This window comes from Streptomyces endophytica, assembly GCF_026153355.1.
GTDB classification, from domain to species: domain Bacteria; phylum Actinomycetota; class Actinomycetes; order Streptomycetales; family Streptomycetaceae; genus Streptomyces; species Streptomyces endophytica.
Genome location: NZ_CP110636.1, coordinates 5,422,147 through 5,435,971 on the forward strand (window position 1 = coordinate 5,422,147; position 13,825 = coordinate 5,435,971).

General features: G+C 70.6%; 12 protein-coding genes and 2 pseudogenes. 11 read left to right on the top strand and 3 right to left on the bottom strand.

The window, feature by feature from the left end:
- The first annotated feature begins 238 nt into the window (after positions 1–238).
- The 3 genes from OJ254_RS24140 to OJ254_RS24150 are packed head-to-tail and all read left to right on the top strand — an operon-like array spanning position 239 to position 2,067.
- Complete coding sequence (locus tag OJ254_RS24140; RefSeq protein WP_265364026.1) at positions 239–748, top strand: methylated-DNA--[protein]-cysteine S-methyltransferase; 510 nt, start codon at positions 239–241, stop codon at positions 746–748.
- A gap of 42 nt (positions 749–790) precedes the next feature.
- The gene (locus tag OJ254_RS24145; RefSeq protein ID WP_265364027.1) at positions 791–1,537 is read left to right on the top strand and encodes a 2OG-Fe(II) oxygenase; all 747 of its coding nucleotides are present in this window, start codon (positions 791–793) and stop codon (positions 1,535–1,537) included.
- Positions 1,534–2,067 carry an ABC transporter substrate-binding protein gene (locus OJ254_RS24150; RefSeq protein WP_265364028.1) on the top strand — a complete coding sequence of 178 codons (534 nt, stop codon included), beginning with the start codon at positions 1,534–1,536 and terminating at the stop codon, positions 2,065–2,067. Before OJ254_RS24145 ends, OJ254_RS24150 begins: the two co-directional genes overlap by 4 nt.
- 151 nt (positions 2,068–2,218) lie before the next feature.
- Here OJ254_RS24150 and OJ254_RS24155 read toward each other — a convergent pair whose 3' ends face one another.
- On the bottom strand, positions 2,219–2,512 hold the full coding sequence (locus tag OJ254_RS24155; protein WP_265364029.1) for an LppU/SCO3897 family protein: 294 nt from the start codon (positions 2,510–2,512) through the stop codon (positions 2,219–2,221).
- A 344-nt stretch (positions 2,513–2,856) separates the two neighbouring features.
- Here OJ254_RS24155 and OJ254_RS24160 point away from each other — a divergent pair, with 344 nt between their 5' ends.
- From OJ254_RS24160 to OJ254_RS24180, 5 genes are all read left to right on the top strand, one after another.
- Positions 2,857–3,513 (top strand): class I SAM-dependent DNA methyltransferase, encoded by a 657-nt coding sequence (locus OJ254_RS24160; protein WP_265364030.1) that lies wholly within the window; start codon positions 2,857–2,859, stop codon positions 3,511–3,513.
- A gap of 84 nt (positions 3,514–3,597) precedes the next feature.
- Entirely contained in the window at positions 3,598–4,524 is a 927-nt protein-coding gene (locus OJ254_RS24165; protein WP_265364031.1) for a hypothetical protein, read from the top strand.
- A gap of 108 nt (positions 4,525–4,632) precedes the next feature.
- Positions 4,633–5,424: a class I SAM-dependent DNA methyltransferase gene (locus OJ254_RS24170; RefSeq protein ID WP_265364032.1), complete on the top strand. Its 792-nt coding sequence runs from the start codon at positions 4,633–4,635 to the stop codon at positions 5,422–5,424.
- A gap of 303 nt (positions 5,425–5,727) precedes the next feature.
- The gene (locus tag OJ254_RS24175) at positions 5,728–7,278 is read left to right on the top strand and encodes a M4 family metallopeptidase (RefSeq protein ID WP_423836036.1); all 1,551 of its coding nucleotides are present in this window, start codon (positions 5,728–5,730) and stop codon (positions 7,276–7,278) included.
- Between the two features lie 200 nt (positions 7,279–7,478).
- A complete protein-coding gene (locus OJ254_RS24180; protein WP_265364034.1) occupies positions 7,479–8,252 on the top strand; it encodes a Clp protease N-terminal domain-containing protein in 774 nt (257 codons plus the stop codon).
- A gap of 122 nt (positions 8,253–8,374) precedes the next feature.
- Here OJ254_RS24180 and OJ254_RS24185 read toward each other — a convergent pair whose 3' ends face one another.
- Complete coding sequence (locus OJ254_RS24185) at positions 8,375–10,012, bottom strand: APC family permease (protein ID WP_265364035.1); 1,638 nt, start codon at positions 10,010–10,012, stop codon at positions 8,375–8,377.
- 773 nt (positions 10,013–10,785) lie between these two features.
- Here OJ254_RS24185 and gntA point away from each other — a divergent pair.
- Positions 10,786–11,514 (top strand): guanitoxin biosynthesis heme-dependent pre-guanitoxin N-hydroxylase GntA, encoded by a 729-nt coding sequence (gene gntA, locus OJ254_RS24190; RefSeq protein ID WP_265364036.1) that lies wholly within the window; start codon positions 10,786–10,788, stop codon positions 11,512–11,514.
- A gap of 83 nt (positions 11,515–11,597) precedes the next feature.
- Here the strand turns inward: gntA and OJ254_RS24195 are convergent, their stop codons facing one another.
- Positions 11,598–12,506, bottom strand: coding sequence for a trypsin-like serine peptidase (locus OJ254_RS24195; RefSeq protein WP_265364037.1), 909 nt, complete (start codon positions 12,504–12,506; stop codon positions 11,598–11,600).
- A 234-nt stretch (positions 12,507–12,740) separates the two neighbouring features.
- On the opposite strand from OJ254_RS24195, the pseudogene OJ254_RS24200 reads away from it, so the two are divergent.
- Both OJ254_RS24200 and OJ254_RS24205 read left to right on the top strand, forming a co-directional pair.
- Positions 12,741–13,432: pseudogene (locus OJ254_RS24200) on the top strand (RraA family protein).
- A gap of 102 nt (positions 13,433–13,534) precedes the next feature.
- Positions 13,535–13,687, top strand: a pseudogene (locus tag OJ254_RS24205) (mycothiol transferase); the annotation flags it as partial.
- Positions 13,688–13,825: the final 138 nt, after the last annotated feature.

A 13,825-nucleotide genomic window follows, 5' to 3' on the forward strand; every position in this document is an offset into this window, starting at 1 on the left:
CCGGCCCCTCACCGCGCCTCACTGTGTAGCCGCAACCGTTGGCCGCCAAACCTCCTGTCGACCATCCAGACCCGCCCCCAAGGGGCCGCCACATGTCCTCGCGATATCACGTCCGAATACCGCCAGCCCCGGTGCGGCACACGTCGCAGACTCTTCCTTGGACGAGGAATCCGATGACGGCGCATTCCATGACGCGCATCTCCAGAATGCTGATTCCTCGGGAAAGGAATGAGCGACCATGACGCTCTACACCACGATGGACAGCCCGCTCGGTGAGCTGCTGCTGGTCGGCGAGCGGTCACGGACCGCGCGCGGGGGCACCGCGCTGGCCTCGCTGTCGGTGCCCGGTCAGAAGGGCGGCGTCACCGTCCGGGACGGCTGGACCGTGGACGCGGAGGCGTTCGCGGAGGTCACCGGCCAGCTGCGCGCGTACTTCGCCGGCACCCGCACCCGCTTCGACCTCACCTGCGTCCCCTCCGGCAGCGCGTTCCAGCGGCAGGTCTGGGCGGCGATCGAGACCGTCCCGTACGGCACCACCACGACCTACGGCCGGATCGCCGGCCGGATCGGGGCCCCGCGGACCGCGGTCCGCTCGGTCGGCGCCGCGATCGCCGCGAACCCGCTGCTCATCGTCCGCCCCTGCCACCGCGTGATCGGCGCGAACGGCACCCTCACCGGCTACGCGGGCGGCCTGCAGCGCAAGCAGCGGCTGCTGCTCCACGAGGGCACCACCCAGGCAGCCGCCTGAGTGACCGGCCCGAGCGACGCACACATGACGAAGGACCCCACCATGACCCCCGCCACCACGACCGAGGCCACCTCACCGGACGGCAGCCTCGCCGCACGGGTCGACGCCGCCGACTGGGACGCCCTCACCGCCGAGGTCAACGCGTACGGCAGCGCGCTGACCGGGCCGCTGCTCACACCCGGCCGGTGCCGCGAGATCGCCGCCCTGTACGACGACGCCGAACGCTTCCGTACCACCGTCGACATGGCCCGCCACCGCTTCGGCTCCGGCCAGTACCGCTACTTCACCCATGACCTGCCGGACGCCGTCCGCGAACTGCGCGAGGCGTTCTACCCGCACCTCCTGCCGATCGCCCGCGACTGGGCCGCCAAGCTCGGACGGAGCGCCCCGTGGCCGGACGATCTCGGGCGGTGGCTCGCGACGTGCCACCGGGCCGGGCAGTCCAAGTCCGCCCAGATCCTGTTGCGTTACGGTGCGGGCGACTGGAACGCGCTGCACCGCGATGTGTTCGGCGAGATGGTCTTCCCGCTCCAGGTCGTCATCGGCCTCGACGCACCCGGTGTCGATTTCACCGGTGGCGAGTTCCTGATGGCCGAACAGCGGCCCCGCGCCCAGTCCCGGGGCTCGTCCACCACGCTCCCCCAGGGCCACGCGCTGGTCTTCACCACCCGCGACCGCCCGGTGGCCTCCCGGCGCGGCTGGTCCGTCGGGCCGATGCGGCACGGCGTGAGCACGGTCCGCTCCGGGGTGCGGCGGACGCTCGGCCTCGTCTTCCACGAGGCGTCATGAACGGTCCCACCACGGGTTCCCCGCCGGGTATGCCGGAGGTGCCCGCTCCGCACACCGAGGCGGAGCTGGCCGCCCTGATCGGCCTGCTGACCGCGCACCGCTCGCGGATCCGGTCCGTCGCCGTCGGCCACGGCCGGGACGGGAACTCCCGCGCCGCCGCGCGGGCGTTCACCGCGGCCTGGCAGGCGCTCGGCAAGGACGTCCTCGCGGTCGTCGACTGGCCCGAGCACGCGGCCTCGTGGCTGCGGCCCGCCCGGCGTCTGACCGCCCAGACCCCGGACGCCTGGGTGCTGGCCGGCGCACCGGCCGGCGTCGCCGCACTGCTCCGGCGCCTGCGCCGCTCCACCGACTGGGACCCCGCCCGCACCGTCGGCTTCGCCTCCCTCGGCACGCCCCGGCTCGTCGAACTCGCCGGCGCCGACACCGTCCACGGGCTGCGCGGCGCATCGTCGGACGGCGGAACCTGGGATCTGCGCCGGGGCTGGACCACCCACTACACGCCCGCGGCGGCGGCCGACGCCCAACGGTGAACCGCACGCCCGCACCGGCCCCACCCGCACCGGCGGCGGCATTGCCCGTACCGGCCGAGGCGGCCGACGTCTGGCAGCTCGCCGAGCGCCTGACCGGTCTGCTGTCCTGGGCCGGTACTCGTCCCCTGCCGGTCGTCACGGAATCAGTCCGTCAGTGGTCGACGTGGGTCAGGCAGAGCGTGGTGTCCCCGAGCCTGCCGCCCCGCTCCTCGTACTGGGTGAACTCGGCGGGGCACTCGCCGCTGGGCCCGGGCGTGAACCGGATCTTGTAATCCGCTTGGGGATCACTGCAGTTGATGGTGAACAGCACCGGCTTGGCGTGCGTGCCCCGGTTTTCCAGGCACTCCCCGACGTGCGCCTCACGGGCGGTCTTCGCCGGCTCCTTGCCGTCGCTGAGCAGCCAGAACACCGTGCCGAGAGCGGCCACGACAGCCAGCGCGATCACCGGCCTGAGCCACTGCCGGGGGTTCGGCCCGGTCGGCACGAACACGGGAGCGCCCGGCGGCGGCTGGTTCTGCCCCCACTGCTGGCCCCACTGCTGCGGCGCGGGTTGCCCGTAGGGAGCGGCCGCGGGTGGCCCGTACGGGGCGGGGCCGCTCTGCCCGTAGGGGGTCGGTCCGGGCGGCGGGCCGTACGGATGCGCGCCGTTCTGGCCATGCGGGGACGGACCGCCGGGAGGCGGCGGTGTGTACGCGGACAGAGTGTTCCCCCTCGCCGTTCGATGTTCGGTACGGCAGGCTACGCCCCCGCCGGTTCGCCGATGCGGCGAGGGGGCTACCGTCCTCGATCATGAGCGAAACACCCCATCTGCACGCCGTTCGCACGGCCTACGACACCGTGGCCGTCGACTACGAGCGGCTGCTGCGCGACGCCTTGCGGGACAAGCCGCTGGACCGGGCGATGCTGGGCGCGTTCGCCGAAGCCGTACGGGCCGGTGACGCGGGCCCGGTCGCCGACCTCGGATGCGGTCCCGGCCGGGTGACGGCGCACCTGCACGGCCTCGGCGTCCCCGTCTTCGGCATCGACCTGTCGTCGGAGATGGTCGCCGTCGCCCGCCGGACGTTCCCGGGCCTGCGGTTCGACGAGGGGTCGATGACGGCTCTGGACCTGGAGGACGACGCTCTCGGCGGCATCGTCTCCTGGTACTCGATCGTCCACACCCCGCCGGAGGTGCTGCCGACGGTCTTCGCCGAGTTCCACCGGGTGTTGGCCCCGGGCGGTCATCTGCTGATCGCGTTCAAGGTCGGCAACCAGCTCCGCCACCTGGAGCAGGCCTACGGCCACGCGCTCTCGCTCGACGTCTACTGGATGCCACCGGAGGAGATCGCCGCGCTGCTGGGCGCGGCGGGGCTGGTCGTGGACGCCCGGCTGATCCGCGAACCCGACGACCAGGAGCGGCCGACGCAGGGCCGGCAGGCGTACTTCCTGGCACGCAAGCCCGGCTGACGTGGCGGTGGACCGACGCGCTCGATGCGACCCGCGCCCCGTCGGTGCGGAACCGCCGTGCCCGGCTCCGCGTGATCACGAAGTATGGTCCGGAAGACTGAAGCAGGGCGCCTCGTCGCCCACCTCGCGGCCGTTGCGTTCGTCGGCTGTGCGCTGACCGCCGTCCAGTTCCAGGCGGTGCTCATCGCGCTCTTCACCGGCCGCACCGCGGCACTCGTGGCCGTCCTGGTCGTCGGGCCGGCCCTCGGCATGACGTCGCTCGCCGCCCTCGCCACTTCCGTCCGCACGTTCGTGCCGCTCACCCGCCGGGCGCGCGGACGGTGGGCCTGGGCGGCGGGCGTGTACGCCTGCGGCACGGCCGGGGCGGTAGCAGTCGTCGTGGCGAACCTGCGCGACGACGGATTGCACCTCACCGTTCCGCTCTCCCCCTGGGGCGGCCTCTGTTACGCGCTGGGCGCCGCCTTCTTCCTGCCGGGCACGCGGACCCGGCTGGCCACGCTCGCCGCCGCTGTCCTGCTCGCGGCCGGCGGCGCCTACCTCGCCTGGGACGCCGCCCGGCCGCCCACGCTCACCGAGTGGCTCACCGCCAACGGCGTCGACCGCGGCCTGCTGCGGGTCGGTGAACCGCCGTCCGGATACGCGCTGGACGACGTCGGCGCGAGCGAGAGTGCCTTCGGCGCGACCTACATCCGCCCGGGCGCCCCGGACCTGCACCTCTCCGTGGAGCGCAGCGGGCACGACACCCGGCGCGCCGATGCGCGCGGCTGTCCCGTTCCGTTCGGCGAGACGATCCACTGCGCGGACGACGGGGACGGCCGCCAACTGGTCACGTACGAGGGGGATTACCCGCGGCGGGAACTGCGTCTGCGCCGCAACGGGCTGGCCCACACGGTGACCGTCCAGGGCGGCGGCCGCGCCGGCCTGTCCGCGGCCCGGCACCTGCTGACGACCCTCAGGCCGGCGACCGATGCCGAACTGGCGCCCCTCCTCGCCCGGCCGATGCGCAGGTGACACCCGTACGACCCGCGCCCGGGACCGGGCCGAGTCCACGCCCGCGCCCGGGACCGGGCCGCCGAAAATGAGGAGCGTGGGGAAACGGCTCGGCAGTACGGTCGCACGGTGGATGAATTGGGTGAAGTGGAAGAAGTAGACGATACGGACGGGAATTTCGGGGAGCGGGTCGCCGCGAGGTACGACGAGTCGTCGGCGGACATGTTCGCCCCGGACGCCGTGGCCGAGACGGTCGACGTGCTGGCGGCGCTGGCCGGCGAGGGCCGCGCCCTCGAACTGGGCATCGGGACGGGGCGGATCGCCCTGCCGCTGGCGCGCCGCGGGGTTCCGGTGCACGGTATCGACATGTCACGGGCGATGGTCGCGCGGCTGCGGGACAAGCCGGGCGGTGACGCGATCGGCGTGACGATCGGCGACTTCGCGGCGACGCGCGTACCAGGGACGTTCTCCCTCGCGTATCTCGTGTTCAACACGATCATGAATCTGACGACACAGGCGGCACAGGTGGCCTGCTTCCGCAATGTCGCGGACCACCTCGAACCGGGAGGCTGTTTCGTCATCGAGGTCGGGGTTCCGGAGCTGCGGAAGCTGCCGCCCGGCCAGAACGCCGTGCCCTTCCATGTGAGCCCGACCAGTTGGGCCTTCGACGTGTACGACGTCGCCACCCAGGCCATGAGCTCGAACTACGTCGACGTCGTCGACGGCCGCGGGGAGTACCGGTCGATCCCCTTCCGGTACGTCTGGCCCGCGGAGCTCGATCTGATGGCTCAGCTGGCGGGGTTGCGGCTGCGCGAGCGGTGGGACGGCTGGGGGAAGGGCCCCTTCACGAGCGAGAGCCACCGACATGTCTCCGTATGGGAGAAGCCCGCCGACTCCGTTGGGGAGATGCCCGCCGACTGACCGCGCGCGGGAGCACAGCCGGGCGTCCGCAAGACACCGCACTGCGGGACAAAACCTGTCAAGAAACGGTCCGATTCGTAAATTCGCAGTTTCTTGCTTGTTGAACATCTGTCAATCGATCTCAACTCGTGGCAATCTTCGGTCGATTCACTCCTCCACCGGGCACCCCACCCCTCGGCTGCCCGGCCCCACATCTTGGACCGCGACCCCGCGGTCCTCACAAGGGAGACCGAGTTGAGACGGACTTCGTCCACCCCCCGCAAGAACACCCTGCGCGCTGCCGCCCTGGTCGCCTCCGCCGCGATGGTCGCGGTCGGCGTCCAGGCCGGATCGGCCAGTGCGCAGGCGGACCGCGCGACCGGCGCGTCGGCGGTCCAACTCTCCGCGGCGCAGCGGGTTTCCGCGCTGCAGGAGGCGCAGAGCAACGCTTCCACGATCGCCGCCAAGATCGGCCTTGGCGCGAAGGAGAAGCTCGTCGTCCGGGACGTCATCAAGGACGCGAACGGCACGGTGCACACCCGCTACGACCGCACCTACGCCGGCCTGCCCGTGCTGGGCGGTGACCTGGTGGTGCACCAGGCCGGGAACGGCACCCGCAGCGTCACCAAGGCGACCAACGCCCGGATATCCGTGGCCAGTACGACCGCCGCGCTCGCCCCCTCCGCCGCGAAGAAGAGCGCCCTCAGCGCTGCCGCGGCGAAGAAGGACAGCGAGACCGGCACCTCCAGCACGCCGCGCAAGGTGATCTGGGCCGCCTCGGGCAAGCCGGTCCTCGCGTACGAGACGATCGTCACCGGCACCCAGAAGGACGGCACCCCCAGCGCCCTGCACGTCATCACGGACGCGGCCACCGGCAAGAAGCTGTTCGAACACGAGGCGATCGAGACCGGCACCGGTACCAGCACCTACAGCGGCAAGGTCTCGCTGACCACCACGAAGAGCGGCTCGACCTACCAGCTCACCGATGGCGCCCGCGGCGGCCACAAGACGTACGACCTCAACCAGAGGACGTCCGGCACCGGGACGCTGTACACCGACGCGGACGACGTCTGGGGCGGCGGCCGGCAGACCGCCGGCGTCGACGCCCACTACGGTGCGGCGGTCACCTGGGACTTCTACAAGAACACCTTCGGCCGCAACGGCATCCGCAACGACGGCAAGGGCGCGTACTCCCGTGTCCACTACGGCAACAGCTACGTCAACGCCTTCTGGGACGACGGCTGCTTCTGCATGACGTACGGCGACGGCGACGGCAACACCCACCCGCTGACCTCCCTCGACGTGGCCGCCCACGAGATGAGCCACGGCGTCACCGCGGCCACCGCCGGCCTCAACTACAGCGGTGAGTCCGGCGGCCTCAACGAGGCCACGTCCGACATCTTCGGCACCTCGGCCGAGTTCTACGCCAAGAACTCCACCGACCCGGGCGACTACCTCATCGGCGAGAAGATCGACATCAACGGCGACGGCACCCCGCTGCGCTACATGGACAAGCCCAGCAAGGACGGCGGCTCGGCGGACTACTGGTCGAGCACGGTCGGCAACAAGGACGTGCACTACTCGTCCGGCGTCGCCAACCACTTCTTCTACCTGCTGTCCGAGGGCAGCGGCGCCAAGACGATCAACGGCGTCAGCTACAACAGCCCCACCGTCGACGGCTCCAAGGTCACCGGCATCGGCCGGGACAAGGCCGAGAAGATCTGGTACAAGGCGCTCACCACGTACATGACCTCCACCACCAACTACAAGGCCGCGCGCACCGCGACCCTGAAGGCGGCCGGTGACCTGTACGGCACGACCGGCGCCGAGTACAAGGCGGTCGGCGCCGCCTGGGCGGGCGTGAACGTGAAGTAGCACCAGCCGCCTCACGGCATCGGGCACCAGGGCGTCCCGGCACCGCGCGGACTTCGATGGGCATGACGCACATCGAGGTCGGCGTCGGTGCCGGGACGCTCGCGTTGGGGACGTGACGGGGCCGTCAGGGCCGTCGCCCTGACCCTCGCACCGTCAACCACGGGTTGACACTCAGCCCCCTGTCAACCTAAGGTTGTCACATGACGAATCCAGGCGGACCCACCCATCCCGTACGCCTCGACGACCTGATCGAGGCCATCAAGAAGGCCCACCCGGACGCCCTCGACCAGCTCACCGACGCCGTGATCGCCGCTGACCACCTCGGCGACATCGCCGATCACCTCATCGGCCACTTCGTGGACCAGGCCCGGCGCTCCGGCGCCAGCTGGACGGACATCGGCAAGAGCATGGGCGTCACCCGCCAGGCCGCCCAGAAGCGGTTCGTACCGAAGACGTCGGGCGACTCGGACCTCGATCCGAGCCAGGGCTTCAGCCGGTACACCCAGCGGGCGAGGAGCGTCGTGGTGGCCTCCCAGAAGGAGGCCCACGCGGCGGGCAACGGTGAGATCGGCACCGTGCACCTCGTCCTCGGACTGCTCAGCGAACCCGACACGCTCGCGGGGAAGATGATCCTCGCGCAGGACGTGTCACTGGACGCCGTCCGGGAGGCGGCGACGGCGGCCCTGCCTCCCTCCGGAGGGCCGGTCCCCGCGCTCATCCCGTTCGACGCCGAGGCGAAGAAGGTCCTCGAACTCACCTTCCGCGAGGCCCTGCGCCTGGGCCACAACTACATCGGCACCGAACACATCCTGCTGGCACTCCTGGAGCACGAGAACGGCTCGGGTCTGCTGACCGACGTCGGCATCAGCAAGGCCGCGACGCAGGAGCACGTGGAGGCCGCCCTGGAGGTGCTCAAGCGGATGAGCGGAGCCCCGGCGGACGGACCGGGGAAGGCGGGCGAGGCGGGCGCATAGCGGGGCTTGCGCTTCGGCCCCCGGCCGGCAGCGCAGCAGAAGGCAACGCGAAAGCCGATGGGTCCGGCCGGAGAACCGGCCGGACCCATCGGCTCCTGGTGTGACAGGGGGGTTGAGTGCGGTCAGTGGCCGCCCTCGTCCACGACCGCGACCTCCTCGATGTTGTGCTCGATGGCCTCGGTCGAGACGGCGGTGCTACGGGCCCAGAAGTAGATCCCCAGCGAGAACACCGTGACGACCACCATGTCCCACCACAGCGGCAGGTGTCCCTGGCCGCCGAAGCCGCCCTGCCAGGAGATGAGGCCGATACCGATCAGGTAGACCGGCAGCCACTGGGCGGCCTTCCAGTCCAGCCGGGGCGCGTTCGGCAGCTGCTTCTTCGTCGCGTACCAGGCGTAGCTGCCGAGCAGCACGTAGCCGATGATGATCGCCCAGCCGAGCCGCTGCAGGGTGCTCCAGCCGGCCCAGTAGATGATCAGGCTGGCCACCACGAAGGACAGCGGCGAGATGATCTTGCCGCCGGGCAGGCGGTACGGACGCTCGCGGTTCGGCAGGCGGTCGCGGAACACACCGAACGCGAGCGGGGCGCCGGCGTACATCAGGACGCTCGCCGAGGTGATGAAGGAGACCAGCTCCTGCCAGCTCGGGAACGGCAGGAAGCAGATCACACCGGTCACGAAGGACATGATCAGGCCGAACCACGGCACACCGCGCTTGTCGATCCGCTCGAACAGCTGGGGTGCGTAGCCGTTCTTGCTCAGACCGTAGGAGATGCGCGAGGTGGACGTGGTGTAGATGAGGCCGGTGCCGCCGGGGGACACGATGGCGTCCGCGTACAGGACCCAGCCGAGCCAGCCCAGGCCGATCACGGTGGCCAGACCGGCCCACGGGCCGCTGATGCCGACGTAGTCCAGCTTGGCCCAGCCGTGCGCGAAGGAGGCCAGCGGCAGCGCGCCGATGTAGACCACCTGCAGGGCCGTGTAGATGACGGCGCCGATCACGACCGAACCGATCGTGGCGCGCGGCAGGTCACGCTTGGGGTTGCGGCTCTCGCCGGCCAGCTGGATGGCCTGCTCGAAACCGAGCAGCGCGAAGATGATGCCGCTGGTGCTGATGGCGCTGAGCACGCCCTTGGCGCCGAACGGTGCGAAGCCGTGCGAGGTGAAGTTGTGCGGGTGGAAGTTGGTCGCCGCGATGACGAAGATCGCCCCGAGGGGTACGGCGATCTTCCACCAGGTGGCGGCGCTGTTGGTGTGGGCGAGCACCTTCACACCGAGGAAGTTCACCGCGACGAAGATCGCCATCAGGATGACGGCCACGATGAAACCGCTGGTGGTGAGGGTGCCGTTGGCGTTCAGGAAGCCCTGGGCCCAGGACCAGTGACCGGCGTAGCCGATCATGGCCTCGACCTCGATGGGTGCCACGGTCGCGGCCTGGAGCCAGGAGAACCAGCCGAACGACATGCCGGCCAGTCCGCCGAAGGCGTAGTGCGGATACCGCGCCGTGCCGCCGGCGACCGGGAACAGTCCGCCGAGCTCGGCGTGCACCAGCGCCAGGAGGATGATCGCGACCGCGCCGATGCTCCAGGAGATGATTGCGGCCGGGCCCGCCACGACCACGGCCTTCTGGGCTCCGTACAGCCAACCGGAGCCGATGATCGAACCGACCGAGGCCCACATCAGGCCGATCAGTCCAACGTCCCTGCGGAGGGAGCCCGGATCGCGTGTCTTCAGGGGAGCGATCTGGTCAACGCTTGCCATAGGAGGCCTTTCAAGACAGGGCTGGCCGAAAAGTTGCCTCAGACTAGAGAGCATTCAGAGCCCTGCAAAGAGCCGTTGACTGAATAGTTACATTCGGCGGAAATGCATGCCCGGTACAGAGATTTAGTGCCCGGCCTTTTGGGCCGCACGGGCGCCCAGTTGAGCCTCACAGCCACCCCGACGCACCGGAGAGCTACCGGTCGATTACTCGCACGGGCCGGCAATTCGAGGAATTCGAGTTGGGGAAGATTTGAACATTCGCGGCGGATAAATTGGCCTGGCGGGTATTGCCCGGGGTCGACATTCGGGGTAGTCGCGGCGCCGCGGCAGGCTCGCCGCACGCTGCTCATAGAGGCCGCCCCGGTGGTCAACACCGGCACCCGAGCACGACACGACGCCCGACGGAATAGCGGGACCCCAACCCCGGTACTTTTTCCGCGAGTTGAGGCATGGCGAGCCCACAGCGCCCCGGAAGGGCGAGTCCGGCCACGAGTCGGCCACCTCCCGCGGCCGGCCCCGGTCACCCGCCCTGAGGTCGGATGCCGCCATGAACCCCACTTTGTCCGTTTTTGGTATTGCCTAGGGGACTCGTACACCTCAGTGTCGATTCGGTCAGCCGCTGATCACGTCCCGGGAGGACACCGATCAGCAGCCACCGCGCCCGGCCCTCCCCCACCGGCACGCCGCCGGCCTCCCTGAGGTAGGGGACGCATCCGGCCCGCCCGCGCCTGGTGGCATCAAGCGCTCACATCCAGCCAAGGCAAGGTCTCACGATGACGGAACCCGATACCGCTCTGCACAGCGCCGCAGCCGTACGCAGCGAACTGGACCGCTTCATTCAAACCCGGGAGTTCAGCTGTCTGGGCGCCCGCGCCGCACTGAAGCGCGACACCATTACGCACCGGCACTACCAAAGAATGGGCGACGAGAGATCAGCCCAGGAGAATTACCGCGACCTCCTCGCATACGTGGCGGCGCTACGGCCGCTGCTGTCGGACCAGAGCTTCCGCACGTTCGTCGCGACGTTCGACGAGCCGGGGAACGTGGACGAGCTCACCTACGAGGGGCTGATATGGCGGCACCTCCAGCTCATGCACGACATCGACAGCCGCACCTTCGGCCTGGACGACGGCGCCTCGTCCGACCCCAGCACGCCGAACTTCGGATTCCATACGGGCGGTCACGCATTCTTTGTCGTGGGAATGCACCCGGGCGCCTCCAGGGCGAGCCGTCGCTTCTCGACGTCGGCGATCGCTTTCAACTCCCTGGCGCAGTTCGTGCTTCTCGGCGAGAAGTTCTACTCGATGCAGGGCGCCATTCGCCGCCGTGAGGCCACGAACAACGGTTCCGTCAATCCGAGCTTCACCGTGTATGAATACGAGCAGCCCGCGCGGCACTTCTCCGGTCGGTTCACGGAGGAGGACTGGACGTGCCCGTACGCCTCGCGGCACGCCCCGGCGACCGAGGACTTCACCGAGGGGCTGCCCCAGCACGGTCGATGAGACGGAACACGGCCGGTGAGACGGGAGGAGGACCCGGGGGCCCCGGGCGGGCCCCCGGGCGGTGCGCAGACTCCGCCCGGTCGTCAGCCGTGCTGCGCCTGCTGGTACGCCGCCTCGGCCGTGGCGCCCAGCACGGGACCGTACATGTGGGTGCCGGTCTCCAGGCCGTCGCCGTGGCTGTTGACCGAGACCAGCACGCCCTTGCCGGTCGCACGGTCGAAGTCGGTCAGCCAGGGGCCACCGCTCGCGCCTCCGCCCAGGTCGCACGGGACGGCCTGCTCGTTCCCGGGCGCCGGCTTCGCCGTACCGGTGCAGTGCAGAAGCTCCTCGCCACGCTGCGGACGAGTGGCCGGGTAGCCGAAGGCGACGGTGTTCCCACCGACCCGGCGGTGGAAGGCGATGCGCTGGCCGCCCACCACATCGGCCAGCGCACGCCCCTGGGCGTCGGCGTCCACGGCCAGTGCCGCGACGTCGTTGACCCCCTCCTCGGCCCAGGTCCGCGGCGTGAACGTCGCCCGGACCGCGAAGGCGCCGTACGGCCGCTTCCCCTTGCTGTAACCGGGCACGAAGACCATGTCGACGTAGGTGTTGACCGGCGACGCCGGGCGCCGTACGCAGTGCCCCGCGGCCATGACGACGGAGCGGTTGGCGCCGTTGACGGAGGTCGCGGTGCACCAGGTGTCGGCACCGCCGGCGTTGACGAAGAAGAGCCGCCCGACGGTCTTCATCGCCGCGCCCCGCCACGGCCGGGACTTCGGTCCGGTCGGCCCGAGGTCCACGGACTTCCCCACGGCCTTCATCCGGGCCGGCGTCCAGTAGGCAAGGGCCGCTCGGCGTTCCTTGACGGTGTAACCGACCTTGAGCACGGCCGCACTTGGGGCCTTCGGGGCGACGGCCCCGGCCCCCGGAGCGGATACCAGCGAGAGCGCGACGCCACTGACCGCGGCGGCGAGAGCGGTGAGGCGGACGGGGAGGGCGGACCTGGCAGGCATGACGATCGACTCCTGAAGCGACGTGAAGGAACAAGAAGTGACGTGAGGTGACCTGAGGTGACGTGAAGCGAGGTGAAGGGCCTTGGCGGAACGGGGCGCCGGCCCCACCGTCGAAGACGAGCTGACGCGGTGCCAGGTTTCACCCGAAGCGGGGTGGCTGCCCCGCGACGGCGCGTAGAGTCCCGGCCGGTAAGAGGTCCCGGAAGCCGCACGTCAGAGAGCGGGAGACACACCATGCTGAGTTCCTTCACCGAGCTGTCCACGCCACTGGTGGCCGACGCGTGCCTCCGCTGCGGGGTGCCGCTGCGCACGGCCCCGGCCGGCATCGTCCCCGTCGTCCCCGGACAGCGGGTCGCCGGCCGCGCGTTGCCGGTGCGGCACTACGGCAGCGTGGACGTGTTCCTGGAGGCCTTCGCCCGGGCCGACGAGGGCGACGTCCTGGTCATCGACAACGGCGGGCGGACGGACGAAGCGTGTATCGGGACCTGACGGTCCTGGAGGCCGAAGCGGCAGGCGTGGCGGGGCTGGTGGTGTGGGGCCTGCACCGCGACACACCCGAGCTGGTGGAGATCGGCCGCCCGGTGTTCAGCTACGGCGCCTGTCCGCCCGGTCCGGTGCGGCTCGACGAGCGGGAGCCCGAGGCGCTCGTGACGGCACGGTTCGGGGAGCACCTGGTCCGCCGTGACGACCTGGTCTTCGGTGATGACGACGGCGTGGTGTTCCTCGCCGCCGAGCATGCCGAGGAGGTCCTCGCCACGGCACACCGGATCCGGCGGACGGAACGCGAACAGGCCCGCAAGATCCGCGCCGGCCAGACCCTGCGCCACCAGACGGCCTTCGACGACTACCTGGCCCGCCGCGGCACCGACCCCACCTACACCTTCCGGCAGCACCTCCGCCGCATCGGCGGTGCCATCGAGGAGTGAGCCCCGCACCCTGTGCGAAGGTGTGGCCCATGGTCATGACACCCGACGGACGCACCGTTCCGAACGCAATTGGTTCCATCGGGTGTTCGCCGGCCAGGACGTGCCGGGCGGCTCTCGGAACAGGAGGCCGGCCACGTCGGCGACCAGGGCGTTTCGCTGCGCTGGATCCTGGTCCACATGATCGAGCAGTACGCGCGCCACAACGGCCACGCGGATCTGCTCCGGGAGCGCATCGACGGCGTCACGGGGGCGTGAGCCGCCGCGGGGCCCGACACCGCGGGCCCCGCACCACGGACTGCGGGCGGGGCGGCCGACAACCGGCCGCCCCGCCCACCGGCCCGCCTTCAGGTCGGCGAGTGACCTCGCCTGGACGGGCACCTCACCTCGACGCGC

Excerpts from the sequence above, each read along its gene's own strand:
- OJ254_RS24140 (WP_265364026.1), top strand. The coding sequence starts at position 239 with ATGACGCTCTACACCACGATGGACAGCCCGCTCGGTGAGCTGCTGCTG.
- OJ254_RS24145 (WP_265364027.1), top strand. The coding sequence starts at position 791 with ATGACCCCCGCCACCACGACCGAGGCCACCTCACCGGACGGCAGCCTC.
- OJ254_RS24150 (WP_265364028.1), top strand. The coding sequence starts at position 1,534 with ATGAACGGTCCCACCACGGGTTCCCCGCCGGGTATGCCGGAGGTGCCC.
- OJ254_RS24160 (WP_265364030.1), top strand. The coding sequence starts at position 2,857 with ATGAGCGAAACACCCCATCTGCACGCCGTTCGCACGGCCTACGACACC.
- OJ254_RS24165 (WP_265364031.1), top strand. The coding sequence starts at position 3,598 with ATGGTCCGGAAGACTGAAGCAGGGCGCCTCGTCGCCCACCTCGCGGCC.
- OJ254_RS24175 (WP_423836036.1), top strand. The coding sequence starts at position 5,728 with ATGGTCGCGGTCGGCGTCCAGGCCGGATCGGCCAGTGCGCAGGCGGAC.
- OJ254_RS24180 (WP_265364034.1), top strand. The coding sequence starts at position 7,479 with ATGACGAATCCAGGCGGACCCACCCATCCCGTACGCCTCGACGACCTG.
- OJ254_RS24185 (WP_265364035.1), bottom strand. The coding sequence starts at position 10,012 with ATGGCAAGCGTTGACCAGATCGCTCCCCTGAAGACACGCGATCCGGGC.
- gntA (WP_265364036.1), top strand. The coding sequence starts at position 10,786 with ATGACGGAACCCGATACCGCTCTGCACAGCGCCGCAGCCGTACGCAGC.
- OJ254_RS24195 (WP_265364037.1), bottom strand. The coding sequence starts at position 12,506 with ATGCCTGCCAGGTCCGCCCTCCCCGTCCGCCTCACCGCTCTCGCCGCC.